Below are 15,391 nucleotides of genomic sequence, written 5' to 3'. Positions count from 1 at the left end.
CCAAGCAGAGGCGTGAAATGCTGCGTGAAATCTCCGAAGAGGTGCGCATCAACCTGAAGGACCGGCTGCGCGACGTTCGCCACGCCATCCGCCAGCACCGCCATGACGGCGGCCGCTCGAATGCGGTGCCGCCGGCGGCGGGCAACAGTCCCGTGCCGTTTCCATTGCGTGAACTGGAGGGTCTGCTGGGCCATGCGGTCAGCGCCTTCGACGACGTCATGACGGCGGCCGAAACGCTGGTGCCGCATGAAGGACGCGCTGCGGCGCAGCCACGTTCGTTCGAAACCTATTTTCCGCTCAGGGGCAAGCAAAAAGCCCTGGCCGGAGAGCGGGCTTTCCGCCGCGACATGTATTACCTGGTCAAGGCAATGCTGGCGCGCAAGAACGCCAGCGCCGACCGCGTGCATGAGGCAAGCTTCGCCGCCGTTCACGCCGCAATGCTCAAGCGTTACCCCGACCTGATCGCGGCGCTCGGCAATGCAGCCGGCGAGACGGACCGCACCGCACAGGTGACGCAGATGTGCGCGGCTCTGGTCCTGGAATTTCTGCATCAGCGCCCGTTGCGCCTCGACATAGTGGAAGGCGCGGCCAAAAACCTGATCGAGGCCGAAAGCGCCTTGATCGTCTCGCTGCTGGCGCCGGCGGCGCTTGCCTGCGGGCTGGCCAGCATGGGAACGGCCGACGAACCGGACTGCGACCCGCTGGAAATCGCGGCGCTGGCCGTCGAAGCCAGGCTGGACCGGATCATTTCGGCTTGCCGCGCCACCGATCCGGTCGCCGAACTGACGCCTATCTTCGCGATGCTGCTGTTTCACCTGCGCTGAAACAGGCCCGCGGGCCGCCCTGGGATTCAGAAGCAAAGCCCTTTGAAAACAAGCAGGTGGCTTGGTCCGTTGAATCGGTTTCCACCAACGCCGGCATCTCATCAACTCGCCTTGCCCAATTCGGAGACGATTTTCTTGGCGCGCGGGATCGAGGCCGGGCTCATGCTGAGTTCGCTCAAGCCCATGCGCAGGAAGGCAGGAATGAGGTCGGGCCGGCCCGCCGCCTCGCCGCACATGCCGACCATGATGCCGGCTTCGACCCCGGCGCGCACCGTCATTTCGATCGCCGCCATCACAGCCGGATTGGCGACATCGTTGAGCTTGGCCACCGTCGGATTGAGCCGGTCGGCGGCCATGACATATTGGGTGAGGTCGTTGGTGCCGATGGAAAAGAACGCCACTTCCCTGGCCAATGCCGGCGCAATGAGCACCGCCGCCGGCGTCTCGATCATGACGCCGAGCGTAAACGGCGCGAACGCCGCACCCTGTGCTTTCAATTCGGCAGCGCATTCGTCGATCAGCAACCGCGTCCGGCGCACCTCCTCGATGTCGGAGACCATCGGCAGCATCACCTTGACGTTGCCGTGAACGGCGGCGCGCAGCAGCGCGCGAAGTTGCCGCTTGAAGATATCCGGCCGGTCGAGGCACATGCGGATGCCGCGCCAACCGAGAAACGGGTTCTCCTCCTCCGGAAACTCGATGCCGGCGATCGGCTTGTCGCCGCCGATGTCGAGCGTGCGCACGATGACCGGATAGGGCGCGAACGCCTTGGCCAGCGCGCCATAGGTTTCGGCCTGCATGTCTTCCGATGGCAGGTGCATGTGGCGCATGAACAGAAGCTCGGTGCGGAACAGCCCCACCCCCATCGCGCCGGCCTCTTTGGCCGCTTCGATTTCTTCCAGCGAGCCCAGATTGGCCGCCACTTCGATGATTGTGCCGTCGGCAAGCGTCGGCACGGTGTCCTTGAACACCGAAAGCGCATCGCGCTCGGTCGTCGCCTCGCCCATGCGTCTTTCGTAGTGGGCACGCGTTGCGGCATCGGGATCGGCAATGACCGCCCCGGAATTCCCGTTGACCGCGACCGTTTTTGCCGAACGCAGTTCGGCGACCCGCTCTCCAAGCCCGAGCACCGCCGGGATGCCGTGCGAGCGCGCGATGATGGCGATATGCGACGTCGCCCCGCCGTGACCGCAAACGATGGCGCCGATTCGCTTCAACGGCGCACGCGCAAGATCCCACGCGCCGATATCGTCGGCGATGAGCACAGCGCCTTGGGCAATCCGTTCGAGGCTGACATCGTCCTGGCCAAGCAGGGCGAGGCAAATCTGCCGCCCCACCGCCTGCATGTCGTCGGCGCGGGCGTTGAGATAAGGGTCTTCGACCGCACCGAATTCGTCGGCCAGCCTTGAACTGACGGCGATGGTGGCGGCAACCGCATCGGCGCGATCGCGGATCATGGCAACCGTGTCGCCAACCAGCGTCTCGTCGCCAGCGATATCGCGCAGTGCCGCAACGATGCCGCGATCGCCGCCCGCCAGCGTCTCGTCGGCCAGGACCTTGTCCATGCGCGCCCGCACGGCGGCGATTGCCGCCATGAAGCGCTCGATCTCTGGCTCGATCTCATGCGCCGCCAATGTACGCGCTTCAGTGCCGATTTCCGGCGGGAAATGCGCGAAGGCAGGTCCCAGATGCACACCCTCGCTGGCGGCGATGCCGACAAGCCCGGCTTCCGTGGTTGGCCCGGCTTCCGTGGTTGGTACGGCTTGAGGTTCCGGTGAGGCAAGCTGTGGCGCCTGAACCGGCGCGCTGTCGCCCTTGAGCGCGTCCTGCTCGTCCAGCCCGGCCAGCGGATTTTCCAGATAGCCGATCAGCGCCTCGACAGCCTCGATGGCGTCCGCTCCATTGGCCCGGACGGTGACTTCCTGCCCTTCCTTGACGCCGAGCAGCATCAGCTTGACGGAACTCTTGGCGCTGACGGCCTTGCCGTCCTTGACGATATCGACATCGGATTCGAAGCTCTTGGCGAGTTTGACGAACCTTGTGGCCGGACGGGCGTGCAATCCTTCGTGCACTCTGACGATCGTCGAGCGTTCCATACAAATACTCTGCTTCTTCATACCGCCTGATTTCAGGCCGCGATGGTGATGACCGTGTCCAGCTTCAATGCCGCGACAAGTTCATCCGTCTCGACCGGCGACGCGCAGATCTCGCCCGGTCTTTCGGCGCTGTCCGCGCCGTTGAACGAAATCACGACGTGCCCCATCTCGCGCACCTTGGCCCAGGCGCTCGGCCCGATGGCGGTGATGGTGGCGGAAACGGACCCGATGGCGATCGACGCACCGACCGGCGGTGCGCCGTCGCTGGGCCCTTGCTCCGTTTTGTGCAGAACGGACACTTCGGCCAGTTCCGGCGGCGAGCCATCCGCAAACAGGATGATGACGCCGCCTTCGGCGAGGTCCGCCACTTCGGGCCCGATGGCCGTAACCCGTGTTCTCAAGAGAACTGTCATGTGGCGAACCTCTTTTGGTTTCTTAAAGGACGAACAGGCTGACCACCCATGCGAACAGCACGGAGACCGGACCCATGACCTGGCGGCTGATCAGCACCGCCGGCACGCCGATCTCGATCGTCTTGGGCTTGGCTTCGCCAAGCGCCAGTCCGACCGGCACGAAATCGCAGCCCACCTGGGTGTTGTAGGCAAACAGCGCCGGCAAGGCCATTGCGGGCGAGATCGTGCCGTTGGCGATCTGCGGGCCGATGATGGCGACGCCGATCACCTGCGCGATCACCGCGCCCGGTCCCAATATGGGCGACAGGAACGGCAGGCCGCAGATGGCCGAGATGATCAGGAGGCCGATGATGTTGTTGGCCAGCGGCCCCATCGGTTGCGCCAGCACGTCGCCGATGCCGGTATAGAGGATCAGGCCGATCAGCATGGTCACGAACGCCATGAACGGTAGGACGTTCCTGATGATCTGGTCGATGGTGCGGCGGCCGGCATTGAAGAAGATGCCGACCACGCGGCCCATGACGCGGCCGATCGAACTGATCAGGTTCACGAAGCCGCCCTCGTTCGGCAACGCTGCCGGTCCGGTGGAAGCCTTGTCGCTGTTGCTGGAAACCATGGATGCTGCTCCCCCTGCAGTCGTCGCCGCTTCGGACCCGTCCGCCATGGTCACATTGGCGGCTTTAACGCCGGAAACGTAGATGTCTTCCGTGATGAACTGGGCCAGCGGCCCGGCTTGTCCAACCGGCGTCAGGTTGACGGTCGGGATACGCTTGCGCGGATAGACGCCGCACCGCGCCGTGCCGCCGCAATCGACGACGACCACTGCCATCTCGCTTTCGATGGGCGGCGCCTTGAAGCCGTCCACGGCCTCGGCCCCGGTCATTTCCGCAATCAGCGCGGCGACCGGATGAATGCCGCCGCCGGTGACCGAAACCACCTTGCTGCGCTGCTCGGTCGGCTGGATGACGAGCGGGCCGCCCCAACCACCGGAGCCCTTGGAGATCTTTACGGCTTTATATGTCTTGGCCATATTGTCCTCCCGCCCGCTCACAACTCAACGCCCTGGCGGCGTGCCATGATCGCTGTGATGCGTTCGGTCAGCATGCCCTTGAACAGGATGACGACGAGGCCGACGATGGCGTACCAGATCGCCACCTGGATGTGGTAACCGCTGGCGACTGCGCCTTTCTTCTCAAGTTCGAGAAGCGCCACCAGAATGCCGCCCCAGACGAAATATTCGCCCGGATTGATGTGCGGAAACAGGCCGAGCGGCGGGTGCACGTAGGACACGGCCGCGTCGTAGAAGGCCGGCTTGTGCTTTTCTTCCAGGAACGATCCGAAGGTATAGGCCATCGGGTTGGTCAGGAAGAACACGGCCAGCAGCGGCAGAACCGTGTAGCGGGTCAGCGCAATCCTGCCGGCGCCGCGCGCAAGGCCATGCACGCGCTCCTCGCCGACAAGTTCGGTGATGGCATAAAATGCCGTCATCAAAACCACGAGCGTGGGGATGATGCCGGTGACGAAACCGGCAAAGACCTCGCCGCCCTTCTGGAAGATGCCGATGAAGTATTTGCCGATGGCAGTCAGCCAGCCAAGCTGTTCTTCCTGCTGCACCTCACTCAGTTTTTCCCTGAACTGGTCGACCGTGATATTGCCAGTGTCGGCTTGAGCCAGGATGACGAGATGGTCTGAAGCATGCTCCAAGGCAAGCTTGCCGTGCAAAGCAGCATCCTGGGCCATCGAGCCTGCGACATGCAGGTTCTGCACGGCCATGTCGGCATGCTGCGCCAACATTAAAAATACAGACATTTTTCCTCCTAATGCCGCGCGTTCCGTACGATTTCGGCCGGCTTGCGGCGCCCTCTATGCGCTTGCTGCACTCAAGCCGGGCGAACCCGGCTTTCTCCCCGGCTCCGACCGTGCCCGGTCGACCTGCTCGATCGCCCGCTTCACGGCCTCGGCCACACCGGGCTCCCCCTCCCCGAAAATCGCGGGGCTGGACCGGATGCTGTCGAGGGTTGCCCCTTCGAATTCCTCATGGCGCTTGAACTTGGTGAACACCGACCGGCCGCTCATGACCAGCAGCCTGCGCACGATCAGATCGGGCGTCACCACCAGCAGGACGATCGTGCCCTTGCGGAAGCGGCCGCGGCTGTTGCCCGCGCCGACGAAACCGTCCCTGTACTTCTCGGTGATGCCCTTGAAGACGTCGGTATAGTGGCGCATCTGCAGCCAGACGCCGAGCGCCTGCAGCCCCCAGACCACCGCCAACAGCAACAACGCCCATTGCCAGATTGCCATCAGGCCCTTCCTCCCAAGCCACCGCGCGGCCGCACGCTCGTTGGCGAAACATGCCTAATTAGAGAACATTTGTTTTCTTGAGTGTCAATATGTATGATTTAACAGCACGGTTGGCATGGCAGATCGGCATGTTAGAATCACCCCGCAACAGGGATTTGGCGATGGATATTCGGTTCAAGGACGAGTTGGCGTCAATGCCCGACCTGCGCCATCGGCTGAGGCGATTGCGCTGGTTTCGCGCCACTTTTCGCGCCAGCGCCCGCGCAGTGACGGAGGCGTACGGCGTCCGCTTCGCCATCGACGACGCCAGGCTCACCCGCGCCTTCCTCGACTGGATCGAGATCGCGGAGGCTGAGAAACGGTTCGCCGAAATCAACCGCGCCGATTTCATCGTCTTTGCCGCCGGGCTCGTTTTGCGCGAATTGATTCGCCACGATCCGGCCAAGGCAACCGGCGAAGCGGCGCACCCAAACGAAGGGACCGCAGTCCCGCAGAGCACGGAGGAAATCGTGCGCTTCTGGCCCGAAGGCTTCCTCTATACCAACTACTGCGTCTCGGCAGTGGCGGCTATCCACGAACAGGAATTCGGCGCCGCTCCAGCCATCGACAAATGCGCCGACGACCTGCGCACCTGGTGGTCGTATAGGGAAAACGTCACCGAAATGCCGGCCTATGCGGTGGCTTTCCTCGACCGCTTCCTCGGCAGCGAGCCGAACTGGATCGCGCCCGACCATGTGCCATCGCGGCGCGCCATGCAGCAGGTGCTGCAATCGCTGTCAGGTGGAACTCCGGCAGGGTTGCCCACACGGTAATCCGCCGGCGCTATTGAACATTCGCCTTTTCACCGATAGCGATGTTCATGGTTTCCCGGCATGGAGAAGGTCGCGCGTGGCTGCACCCCAACTGATCATTTTCGACTGCGACGGCGTGCTGGTGGACAGCGAGCCGCTGGCGGCAATCGCTTATGAACGCGTCTATGAGAAGCACGGCATGAGCGGCGTCACAGCCGACGTCATTGCCCAGTGCATCGGCATGAAGCAGGCCGACATCATCGTGCGCATCAAGGAACTCACCGGCCATCAGTTTCCGGCCGACGCCGACGACGATATATGGGCCGAGACAAAGGCCCTGTTCACCGAGCAATTGACCCAGACACGCGACCTCGCCGCATTCCTGTCGTCGCTGAAAGCGAAGCGCTGCGTGGCGTCGTCCTCGTCGCTGGAGCGCATCCATCACAGCCTCGACGTCACCGGGCTGGCGCCATTCTTCGGCGACGCGATCTTTTCGTCGTCGATGGTCAAGCGCGGCAAACCCGCGCCCGACATCTTCCTGTTTGCAGCCGAGAAGATGGATGCCGATCCGGCCAATTGCGTGGTGATCGAGGATTCGCCCTTCGGTGTTGAAGGCGCGGTCGCCGCCGGCATGGCGGCACTCGGCTACACAGGCGGCGGCCACAGCTATCCCGGCCACGGCGAAGTGCTGTCTGCGCGGGGTGCGACGGCGATTTGCAAGGACTGGATCGAAGTTGGCAACCAGCTTGGCAGACTGGGCTTTACCGCCTGAACCAGTCTCTTCGCTTCAAAGGCTGGAGATCAAGCCGTCGCCAAGGCGCGTTTCGCCGAACCAGTTCAGACGGTTGATGCTGACCGAGCCGGTGTCGATAACGCTGTTTTCGTCGCCCGGCATGGTGGCATGCGCCCGCCCGCGCGGCACAATTATGACAGTGCGGTCGCCGTCGCTTTCGACCACTTCGGCAGTGCCAGCGATCTTGTCGCGCCCGATGCGCGGCTGGCGGATTTCAGCCGGCAAGGCGGTCGGCAGGTTGATGCTGAGCCAATGGCCTTCGACCGCCCATTCTGCCCGCCGTTTCCACAGCGAACCGACGAGATTTGCCAACCAGGCCTCGTCATCGGCACCGATGGTCGGGTTCTTCACGCGCGAGAAACCGATGGCGGGAACGCCCCAGAAGGTTGCTTCGCGGGCGATGCCGAGCGTGCCGGAATAGGCGAGGTCTTCGGCCACGTTGCGGCCGTCATTGACGCCGGCGAGCACGAGGTCCGGCTTGCGCTCATCCTTGAACAGCCAGGCCATTGCCGCCACCACGCAGTCGGCGGGCCGGCCCGAGCAGGAGAAACGGCGTTCGTCCCGGCGTTGCATGACAAGCGGCTGGGCGAGCGTGAGCGACGGCCCCGCAGCGGTGTGCTTCTTTTCCGGCGCCACCACCCAGACGTCGTCGCTTAGCCGCCGCGCCGCATCCGCAAGGCGAGCGATACCCGGCGCATCGATCCCGTCATCGTTGGAAATCAGGATTCTCACGCGGTTTCTCCTTCCGTTACGACCAGCCGGTCGCCAGTACGGCACCCGGTCCGCAGGGCGGCAATGTATTGTCCAAGCCGCGCCAGATCTTCCGGCCCGCAGGAATGGCCAAGCACCGGCGGACGACCCGCTTTTTCCCATATCGCAACATTGCCCGACACGGTCGGATGCGTCGGCATCCTGATCCAGTCGGCGCGGCCCTTGGCATGGAGGACGTCGCCCGGCGTTCCAGCCGGCAGATGACCGCTGAGCAGGATCGGGAAGCCGGATGCATCGGCCAGCGCAATGAGCCGCGAAGAGGGTCCTGCGCGCCCCATCCCGTCATCGGCAAGCAAGGGACACTCCGGCAAGGGCTGGCCGTCCGTCCAGTCGACAGCGTGAACGAGGCGCTGGCGCAGCACCTCGCCGATACCCGACTTGAGCGCCGCCCCCGCTTCGATCTGCGCCTGCAAGGACGCGCGCATCGAGGCATGGATGGCGAAGCGGCCCGGCATCGCGGCGATCAGTTCGAGCGAGCGTCCCGACAGCGGCGTCGGCAACAGGCAGCCGCTGCCATGTGCCTTGATCCACCCGGCAATTTGCGCAGCGCGTTCGGTGCCCGATACCGGGTCGGCACCGTAGGACGCATCCAGCATCACCAGATCGCAAGGCGGGATGGGGTCCATGACAAAGACGGCGCTGTCGGGCACCACGTCGGCGCAATAGACGACGCTGCTTTCCTCGTCTTCCACCGCAAACCAGACCCCGCCGACCACGTGGCCGGAGCGTCCGGTGCGGATGCCGAGACCGGCGACATCCAGAACGTCGCCCGGTTCGAACAACTCAATGCGCCGTTCAGGAAACGGAAATGCCCGCAAAAGCTCTGGCTCGGCATAGGCTTCGAGTGTCGCGGGCGCTTCGTCCATCGTTTCCGCCGTCATCAGGATGCGGCCGGAAAAGCCCTTCGACAGCAGCCAGTTCAGCGCCCCGACGTGATCTTCATGCGCGTGCGAGATGAGCACCGCATCAAGATCGGCAATGGACTCTGCGTGCGGATAATAATCCTCGCCGCTCGCACCGACCTTGATGCCGGCGTCGAGCATGACGCGACGCCCGTCACGGCCGACGACGACGCTGGTCCGGCCCTTTTCGCCAAACCCGCCGGCAAGTTCTATCGCCAGCGTCATGCCGACTTTCCGTTCGGAATGAGCCAGCCGGAAACGATCTTCAGGCGAAGTTGCGATCCGGCTTCGAACGCCCCCGGCTCCGGTCGCTCGACATGCAGATTGAGGTTTGGGTCAAGGGTTGGCGAAAGCTCCACACGCACCGCACCGCCCTTGTAGATGGCGCGTGTGACGGCGGCGTCGAAACCCGCCTCATCCTTGCCGGCGATCTCCAGTTCGGAGGAGCGTATGCAGATTTTCGCATCCGTGCGCGGCTGTTCGCCGGGGCGGCAGCGGATCACGACCTCATGCCCCAGCACCTCGACGCGCGCATGCCCGGTCTGTTCGGCGCTCAGCACCTTGGCCGGAAGAACGATGCCTTGCGCGATGAAGGAGGCCACCATTTCGTTGGCCGGCTCGCGGTAGAGGTCGCGAGGGGTGGCAAGCTGCGCCAACCGGCCGTGATCCATGACCGCGATGCGGTCGGCCAGCGCCATCGCCTCCGCCTGGTCGTGGGTGATGTAGACGATCGTCGTGCCGGTGCGCTTGTGGAAATCGGCGAACTCGTCTTCCATCGAGGCGCGCAGATGAACGTCGAGATTGGCCAGCGGTTCGTCGAACAGCACCAGCGAAGGTGTTGCGACCAGGCAGCGCGCCAGCGCGACTCGCTGCCTTTGCCCACCGGACAGATTAGCGGGCCGGCGGTCGGACAGGCCGTCCAGATTGACCAGCGCCAGCGCGTCCGCCACCCTTTGGCGCGCGACGGCCTTGTCCACCTTGGCCACTTTCAGCGAATAGCCGACATTCTCGGCCACGGTCATGTGCGGCCACAAGGCATAGTTCTGGAAGACGATGCCGACCCGCCGCTTTTCCGGCGGTACGCTGCCGCTGGCATCGGAGACGACATCGCTGCCAATACGAATCTGACCCGAACTGATTTTCTCGAAGCCGGCGACGAGCCTGAGCAGGGTCGTCTTGCCGCAGCCGGAAGGGCCGAGAACGGCAAGGAATTCGCCGTCGCGAACGTCGAGCGACACATCCTTGACGGCATCGTAGTCGCCGAAGGTCTTGGTCACATTGGCGATGGTCAGTCCCGCCATGGCAGCACTCCGCTGGGAAGATAAGGGGCAAGCAGGTTGGTCACCAGCATGAGGACGAACGTGATCGCCACGGTGATGGCCGACATTGCCGCCGCATAGTTGGAATCGCCGCCCTGCTCGAAGGAGAACATTACCACGCCGATGGTCTCAGAGCCGGACGACCACAAAAGCGCCGAGACCGTCAGTTCGCTGAGCGCGGTCATGAAGATGAGCAGGCCGCCCGCAATCGCCGCCGGCGCAACCAGCGGAAACACGATTGTTCGCAGCCGTATGAATAACCCTGCCCCGGCAACCTGGGCCGCTTCCTCAAGCGCCCGGTCGATCTGGTGGTAGCCGCTGACGGTGGGCCGCAGCGCCAGCACTAGGAAACGGGCGAGATAGGCGTAGAGGATGATCCAGACGGTATTGTAGAGTTGGATGCCGGTGAACGGGATCGGCCGCAGGAACATCAGCAGCGCTGCGATGGCGAGCACCACGCCGGGCAGCGCATAAGGCAGTTCGATCGCTAGGTTGACCAGCCTGATCCACCTTTGCCTGCCCCAGGCGATCAGATAGCCGACGGGCACGGCAACGAGAACGGCGAACGCCGCCGCCGCGATCGACAAGGCGAAGCTGTTGAAGAAGGCGCGCCGCGACCCGGCATGCTCGAACAGAATGAAACGATAATTGTCGAGCGTGGCGGTCGCGGTTGAAAGCGGAATGCCATAGCCGGGCACCAATGACGTCAGCATCAGGCCGAACAGCGGCAGGACGAGGATCAGAACGATCAGCAGCCATATGCCTGCTTCGACCGGCGCTCGCCAGCGCCCAAGTTCGTATGGCTCGGCCGGCAGCGAGGTGGACGAGATGCGGTAGTCGCGCCTGCGGCTCATGATTTCCTGGGTAACGATGCCGGCCATGGCGATGACGCCGATCAGGACGGAAAGGAACGCCGTCTCCCCCAGTACCGCCGGGCCGCCGCCGGCAAGCTTCTGGTAGATCAGCGTCGGCAGGACGAGATAGTTGGCGGGAATGCCGAGGAAGGCAGGAATGCCGAAATTGCCGACGCATGACACGAAAGCCAGCGCCGCAGCCGCCATGATCGACGGCGTCATCAGCGGCAGCACGACCGTGCGCAGCACGGTGAACCAGCCGGCACCGCCTGCCCGCGCGGCTTCGACCAGTTCACGCGGCAGCTTGCGCAAACCGGCACGCACGAGAAGGAACACCAACGGCCCATACTGCACGCCGAGCAAAAGGATGATGCCTTGCGTGGAATAGAGCGGATTGCGGGTGCCGAGCGGCGGCGCGATGCCGAGCAGCTTCAGCAGGGGACTTGCCGGGCCGAACAGTTGCAGCCAGGCCAGCGCCGTCACCTGCGGCGCGATCATCAGGGGCATGACATAGCAAAGGATCAGCGCGCCGCGTCCGCGAATGTCGGAAAGCGTCACCAGAAGGGCAACGAAGGTGCCAAGCGCGACGGCGAGCACCGTGCCGCCGATGCCGACGACAAGTGTGTGCCATGTCGCCACCCAGGTCGCGGAACTTGACAGACCCAACCGGATTGCGGTGTCGGACACCACGCCCCCCGGTGCCACGACCTCCTTCAAGAGGCGCAGCATCGGCAGCAGCGACAAAAGCACGATGACAAAGGCTACCGCCGCCGTCAGGGCCATTTCCTGGCCCCGGCTTTCCTTCACCCTTGCGGTCATGGTTGCGTTCCTAACGAATGCGTGACGGCTGCACGGCAAACCGGGAGCTTTGCCCGTTTGTGTTTGCCGAGGGATCATGCGTCGTTCCTGCGCGGAAACGATGCGGCGTTCGCTGCGGCAACACCATGCGCCGCAGCGAACAGCTAACGATCGGTCAACCGCCGAACATCTCCGAGAACTTGGCCTTGTCGGCCTCGGTTGCGCCGACGATCGCCTTGGTGTCGAACGACATCACCTTGACGGCAACGCCTTCAGGCAGCCAGGCTGGACGGCCGACAGACGCCTTGGCCGGCAGGTAGCCCATGTCCAGCGCCAGCTTCTGGCCTTCATCCGAGAGGATGAAATCGACGAAAGCCTTGGCGCCTTCGGCGTTCTTGGCGGTCTTCATGATGGCAACCGGCTCGGTCACGGCAGGCACGCCTTCCTCAGGGAACACGAACTCGACCGGAGAGCCTTTCGCCTTCGCATTCATGGCCATGAAATCGACCAGGATACCGTAGGGCTTCTCGCCGCTCGCCACCGACTTCAGCACCGCGCCATTGCCGCGAACGCTGACGGTGTTGTTGTCCTTGAGCTTCTGGAAGAAGTCCCAACCATAGTTGCTGTCGCCGGTGAAGCCGGACAGAAGATATGCGGCCGCGCCCGAATAGAGCGGGCTCGGCATGACGAGGCCATCCTTGTATTCCGGCTTGGCAAGGTCTGCCCAATGCGCCGGCTTCTCGGCCGCGCCGGTGTTGTAGGCGATACCGGTGGTGATCAGCTTGGAGCCGAAATAGGTCTTGTCTTTGTCATAGGCGTCGGCCTCAAAGCCATCGAGCTTGGCCTCGGGATACGCGAGCAGCCTGTCGTCTTTCTTCAGCAGTTCCATGCTGACCGCATCGGCGATCAAAAGCACGTCGGGCTGCGGGCTGTTGGCGGCGAATTCGGCGGCCAGCTTGGTCATGACATCGCTGGTGCCGGAACGGTAGATGTTCACTTCGGTGCCGGGATGAGCGGCCTTGAAGGCATCGACCGTCTTGGCCGCATCCGCTTCTGGCTGCGACGTGTAGAGGGTGAGCGTATCGGCGCTGGCCGATCCTGAAACGAGCATGGCGGCAACCGCGACCTGGCTTGCCAATAGGGTGATGAAACGCGTCTTCATAGAGACCTCCTGATCCTTTGTGCATGGCGTCTCCGGTTCCTGGCCCGGACAAAGCCTGCTCCTCCCTGCACGGCGTATATGACCCGTGGATGACAACACGCCTGCCTTCATATGATATGTTCATTTGTTCGTTGTCAAATACAAATGAACATTGTTAGAGTGACAAAATCGTCACGCGCGAAGTTCACAATAAGCGCAACGATAAGGCGCGAATGCGCAGGAGCAAAGCGCGATGGGCAAAGACAGACCGAGCGAGGCCGATGGCGGCGTGCCGATGGTGTCCTCCGACCTGAACGTCAAGACGGCCTGGCTCTATTATGTCGAGGGACTGACCCAGGAACAGATCGCGGCGAAGCTGAACGTCAGTCGCGTGAAGGTCATGCGCACACTTGCCGCCTGCACCGCCGAAGGGGTGGTGGTCACCACCATCAATGCGGAAACGGCCGGACAGGTTGCGCTCGAGCGCGCCCTTGAAAAGCGCTGGAAGCTTGACGCTGCCGTGGTCGTGCCGACGCCATCGGGCACGGAACATCTGGAAAAGGCGATCGGCCATGCCGTCGCCCTTTATCTCGGCGAGCAAATGCAGGACGGCATGACGCTGGCCATTGGCGGCGGCGCGACGCTGCACGCCAGCCTTGCCTTCATGGCCAGGCGGCAGCTCAGGTCCGCCTCGGTGATCGGCCTGGTCGGCAGCCTGCCGCACTCGCAGTGGATCAACCCGTCGATCGTTGCCGCCAAGGTGGCTGAAGTGTTCGGCGTCGACAGCTACCAGATCACCGCGCCGGTGATGGTTCACGACCCGGCTTTGCGCGACCTTTTGTGGGCACAGCCGGAACTGCTCGATGTCAGACAGCGTGCCGCCGGTGCCGACATAGCGCTGATCACCGTCGGCGAGGTATCGCCCGACGCGACCATATTCCGCCATGCGATTGCACCGGCAGCGCTCATCCCCTCGCTGAAGGCCAAGGGCGCGGTGGCCAACATCCTGTCCTACTTTATCGATGCGGCCGGCAAGCTGGTGGAACACGAGGTCAACGACCGCGTCATGGCTATTGGCCTCGACGTCGTAAGCGCCGTTCCCAATGTCGTTCTGGCCGCCGGCGGGCGGCACAAGATCGCGGCGATACGCGCGGCGCTGAAAGCCGTCGACGCCAATGTGCTGATCACCGACAGCGAGACGGCGAAGGCGCTCAGCGAAGGCTAGATCAAGCCGCGCTCGCGCAGGAAATCATCGACGCCGACATGCGTCATTTCCTCGAATTCCTCGATCGCCTCGGCCATGCGCCGGCGCTGGCTGGCCAGCAGCGTGAACACCTGCCGCATCTCGCCCGAGACGCCAAAACGGCTCCAGCGTTCGGCAATATGGGCCGGCAGCCCGATTTCAGTGCAGAATGCTTCCAGGCTGTCATAGCCCAGGCCGCGCACGAACGCCTTGGTGTCCTCCGGCGACATGCGTTCCTCGAAGGCGTGGTCGTGCAGGCGCTGGGCCATCAACCTGATGTCGGCCGGCGACGCACCCATGACCTTGGAAACAAAATTCCTGACTTCCAAAGGGCTGAACGGAGGCATGGACAGAATTCCTCTTGAACCAATCGCCGCCCGCAGAGCCGGGAGGCATTCCATATCGTCAACCCAATATAGCCGATCTTGCAGATCGGTCACTGTGGAAGATCAAACGGCGGCCAGAAAGATGGCCCGCAGATCGACTGTGCCCTGCCCTACACCAGCATGGCCATCGGGTTTTCGATGAGGCGCTTGAAGGCGCCGAGCAGTTCGGCGCCCAGTGCGCCGTCGACCGCCCGGTGATCCGTCGACAAGGTCACCGACATGATGGTGGCTATTCTGATCTCGCCGTTCTTGACCACCGCCCGCTCCTCGCCTGCCCCGACCGCAAGGATCGTCGCATGCGGCGGGTTGATGACGGCGGCAAAATCCTTGATGCCGAACATGCCGAGGTTCGACACAGCCGTCGTGCCGCCCTGGTATTCCTCCGGCTTCAGCTTGCGGGTCCGGGCCCGCGCGGCCAGGTCCTTCATCTCGTTGGAGATYRCMGACAGGCTCTTTTCCTCGGCCCGCCGCACGATCGGCGTGATCAGTCCGCCSGGGATCGACACCGCCACCCCGACATCGGCGTGCTTGTGCTTGACCATGGCGCTTTCGGTCCAYGACGCATTGGCGTCCGGCACCTGCGCCAGCGCCAGCGCCATCGCCTTGATGATCATGTCGTTGACCGACAGCTTGTAGGCCGGCGCCTCGCCCTTTTCGGTCTTSTTGACCGGGGCTGCATCGTTGAGTTGCTTGCGCAACGCCAGGAGCGCGTCGAGTTCGCAGTCGAGCGTCAGGTAGAAATGCGGGATGGTCGACTTG

16 protein-coding genes are annotated in these 15,391 nt (G+C 63.5%); 4 read left to right on the top strand and 12 right to left on the bottom strand.

What is annotated here, in order from left to right; translation table 11 throughout:
• Positions 1–17: 17 nt before the first annotated feature.
• Entirely contained in the window at positions 18–824 is an 807-nt protein-coding gene (locus ASD64_RS16855; protein ID WP_056107235.1) for a hypothetical protein, read from the top strand.
• A gap of 101 nt (positions 825–925) precedes the next feature.
• Here the strand turns inward: ASD64_RS16855 and ptsP are convergent, their stop codons facing one another.
• From ptsP to ASD64_RS16830, 5 genes are read right to left on the bottom strand one after another with little or no spacing between them, the layout of a single operon-like run.
• A complete protein-coding gene (ptsP, locus tag ASD64_RS16850; RefSeq protein WP_056107232.1) occupies positions 926–2,920 on the bottom strand; it encodes a phosphoenolpyruvate--protein phosphotransferase in 1,995 nt (664 codons plus the stop codon).
• Between the two features lie 32 nt (positions 2,921–2,952).
• Complete coding sequence (locus ASD64_RS16845; RefSeq protein ID WP_056107230.1) at positions 2,953–3,333, bottom strand: PTS glucitol/sorbitol transporter subunit IIA; 381 nt, start codon at positions 3,331–3,333, stop codon at positions 2,953–2,955.
• Between the two features lie 22 nt (positions 3,334–3,355).
• A complete protein-coding gene (locus ASD64_RS16840; protein ID WP_056107227.1) occupies positions 3,356–4,363 on the bottom strand; it encodes a PTS glucitol/sorbitol transporter subunit IIB in 1,008 nt (335 codons plus the stop codon).
• 17 nt (positions 4,364–4,380) lie between these two features.
• The gene (locus ASD64_RS16835) at positions 4,381–5,142 is read right to left on the bottom strand and encodes a PTS glucitol/sorbitol transporter subunit IIC (protein ID WP_156460196.1); all 762 of its coding nucleotides are present in this window, start codon (positions 5,140–5,142) and stop codon (positions 4,381–4,383) included.
• A gap of 54 nt (positions 5,143–5,196) precedes the next feature.
• Positions 5,197–5,634, bottom strand: a complete 438-nt coding sequence (locus ASD64_RS16830) for a transcriptional regulator GutM (protein WP_056107222.1) — start codon at positions 5,632–5,634, stop codon at positions 5,197–5,199.
• Between the two features lie 161 nt (positions 5,635–5,795).
• On the opposite strand from ASD64_RS16830, the gene ASD64_RS16825 reads away from it, so the two are divergent.
• Together ASD64_RS16825 and ASD64_RS16820 are read left to right on the top strand one after the other, a co-directional pair.
• Positions 5,796–6,446, top strand: coding sequence for a hypothetical protein (locus tag ASD64_RS16825; protein WP_056107219.1), 651 nt, complete (start codon positions 5,796–5,798; stop codon positions 6,444–6,446).
• Between the two features lie 76 nt (positions 6,447–6,522).
• Entirely contained in the window at positions 6,523–7,197 is a 675-nt protein-coding gene (locus tag ASD64_RS16820) for an HAD family hydrolase (RefSeq protein WP_056107216.1), read from the top strand.
• 15 nt (positions 7,198–7,212) lie between these two features.
• Here ASD64_RS16820 and ASD64_RS16815 read toward each other — a convergent pair whose 3' ends face one another.
• The 5 genes from ASD64_RS16815 to ASD64_RS16795 form a co-directional block, all read right to left on the bottom strand.
• Positions 7,213–7,950: a 5'/3'-nucleotidase SurE gene (locus tag ASD64_RS16815; RefSeq protein ID WP_056107213.1), complete on the bottom strand. Its 738-nt coding sequence runs from the start codon at positions 7,948–7,950 to the stop codon at positions 7,213–7,215.
• Positions 7,947–9,116: an MBL fold metallo-hydrolase gene (locus tag ASD64_RS16810; RefSeq protein ID WP_320410201.1), complete on the bottom strand. Its 1,170-nt coding sequence runs from the start codon at positions 9,114–9,116 to the stop codon at positions 7,947–7,949. Before ASD64_RS16810 ends, ASD64_RS16815 begins: the two co-directional genes overlap by 4 nt.
• Positions 9,113–10,192, bottom strand: a complete 1,080-nt coding sequence (locus ASD64_RS16805) for an ABC transporter ATP-binding protein (RefSeq protein WP_056107210.1) — start codon at positions 10,190–10,192, stop codon at positions 9,113–9,115. Before ASD64_RS16805 ends, ASD64_RS16810 begins: the two co-directional genes overlap by 4 nt.
• The gene (locus tag ASD64_RS16800) at positions 10,180–11,883 is read right to left on the bottom strand and encodes an ABC transporter permease (RefSeq protein WP_056107207.1); all 1,704 of its coding nucleotides are present in this window, start codon (positions 11,881–11,883) and stop codon (positions 10,180–10,182) included. Before ASD64_RS16800 ends, ASD64_RS16805 begins: the two co-directional genes overlap by 13 nt.
• Positions 11,884–12,037: 154 nt before the next feature.
• Positions 12,038–13,024, bottom strand: coding sequence for an ABC transporter substrate-binding protein (locus ASD64_RS16795; protein ID WP_056107204.1), 987 nt, complete (start codon positions 13,022–13,024; stop codon positions 12,038–12,040).
• A gap of 232 nt (positions 13,025–13,256) precedes the next feature.
• On the opposite strand from ASD64_RS16795, the gene ASD64_RS16790 reads away from it, so the two are divergent.
• On the top strand, positions 13,257–14,228 hold the full coding sequence (locus tag ASD64_RS16790) for a sugar-binding transcriptional regulator (protein ID WP_056107202.1): 972 nt from the start codon (positions 13,257–13,259) through the stop codon (positions 14,226–14,228).
• Here the strand turns inward: ASD64_RS16790 and ASD64_RS16785 are convergent.
• Positions 14,225–14,593, bottom strand: a complete 369-nt coding sequence (locus tag ASD64_RS16785; RefSeq protein ID WP_056107189.1) for a hypothetical protein — start codon at positions 14,591–14,593, stop codon at positions 14,225–14,227. The genes ASD64_RS16790 and ASD64_RS16785 overlap by 4 nt on opposite strands.
• Before the next feature lie 149 nt (positions 14,594–14,742).
• Positions 14,743–15,391, bottom strand: a 649-nt coding sequence (locus ASD64_RS16780) for a 2-oxo acid dehydrogenase subunit E2 (protein WP_200957843.1), incomplete at its 5' end; no start/stop codon positions are given.

Source organism: Mesorhizobium sp. Root157, assembly GCF_001427385.1.
Classification (GTDB): domain Bacteria; phylum Pseudomonadota; class Alphaproteobacteria; order Rhizobiales; family Rhizobiaceae; genus Mesorhizobium.
The sequence above is the reverse complement of the archived record's forward strand: the minus strand, read 5'-3'. Positions and strand labels throughout refer to the sequence as shown.

Coding starts and splice junctions, on each gene's coding strand:
- ASD64_RS16855 (WP_056107235.1), top strand. CDS start 18: ATGCTGCGTGAAATCTCCGAAGAGGTGCGCATCAACCTGAAGGACCGG.
- ptsP (WP_056107232.1), bottom strand. CDS start 2,920: ATGGAACGCTCGACGATCGTCAGAGTGCACGAAGGATTGCACGCCCGT.
- ASD64_RS16845 (WP_056107230.1), bottom strand. CDS start 3,333: ATGACAGTTCTCTTGAGAACACGGGTTACGGCCATCGGGCCCGAAGTG.
- ASD64_RS16840 (WP_056107227.1), bottom strand. CDS start 4,363: ATGGCCAAGACATATAAAGCCGTAAAGATCTCCAAGGGCTCCGGTGGT.
- ASD64_RS16835 (WP_156460196.1), bottom strand. CDS start 5,142: ATGTCTGTATTTTTAATGTTGGCGCAGCATGCCGACATGGCCGTGCAG.
- ASD64_RS16830 (WP_056107222.1), bottom strand. CDS start 5,634: ATGGCAATCTGGCAATGGGCGTTGTTGCTGTTGGCGGTGGTCTGGGGG.
- ASD64_RS16825 (WP_056107219.1), top strand. CDS start 5,796: ATGGATATTCGGTTCAAGGACGAGTTGGCGTCAATGCCCGACCTGCGC.
- ASD64_RS16810 (WP_320410201.1), bottom strand. CDS start 9,116: ATGACGCTGGCGATAGAACTTGCCGGCGGGTTTGGCGAAAAGGGCCGG.
- ASD64_RS16805 (WP_056107210.1), bottom strand. CDS start 10,192: ATGGCGGGACTGACCATCGCCAATGTGACCAAGACCTTCGGCGACTAC.
- ASD64_RS16800 (WP_056107207.1), bottom strand. CDS start 11,883: ATGACCGCAAGGGTGAAGGAAAGCCGGGGCCAGGAAATGGCCCTGACG.
- ASD64_RS16795 (WP_056107204.1), bottom strand. CDS start 13,024: ATGAAGACGCGTTTCATCACCCTATTGGCAAGCCAGGTCGCGGTTGCC.
- ASD64_RS16790 (WP_056107202.1), top strand. CDS start 13,257: ATGGGCAAAGACAGACCGAGCGAGGCCGATGGCGGCGTGCCGATGGTG.
- ASD64_RS16785 (WP_056107189.1), bottom strand. CDS start 14,593: ATGCCTCCGTTCAGCCCTTTGGAAGTCAGGAATTTTGTTTCCAAGGTC.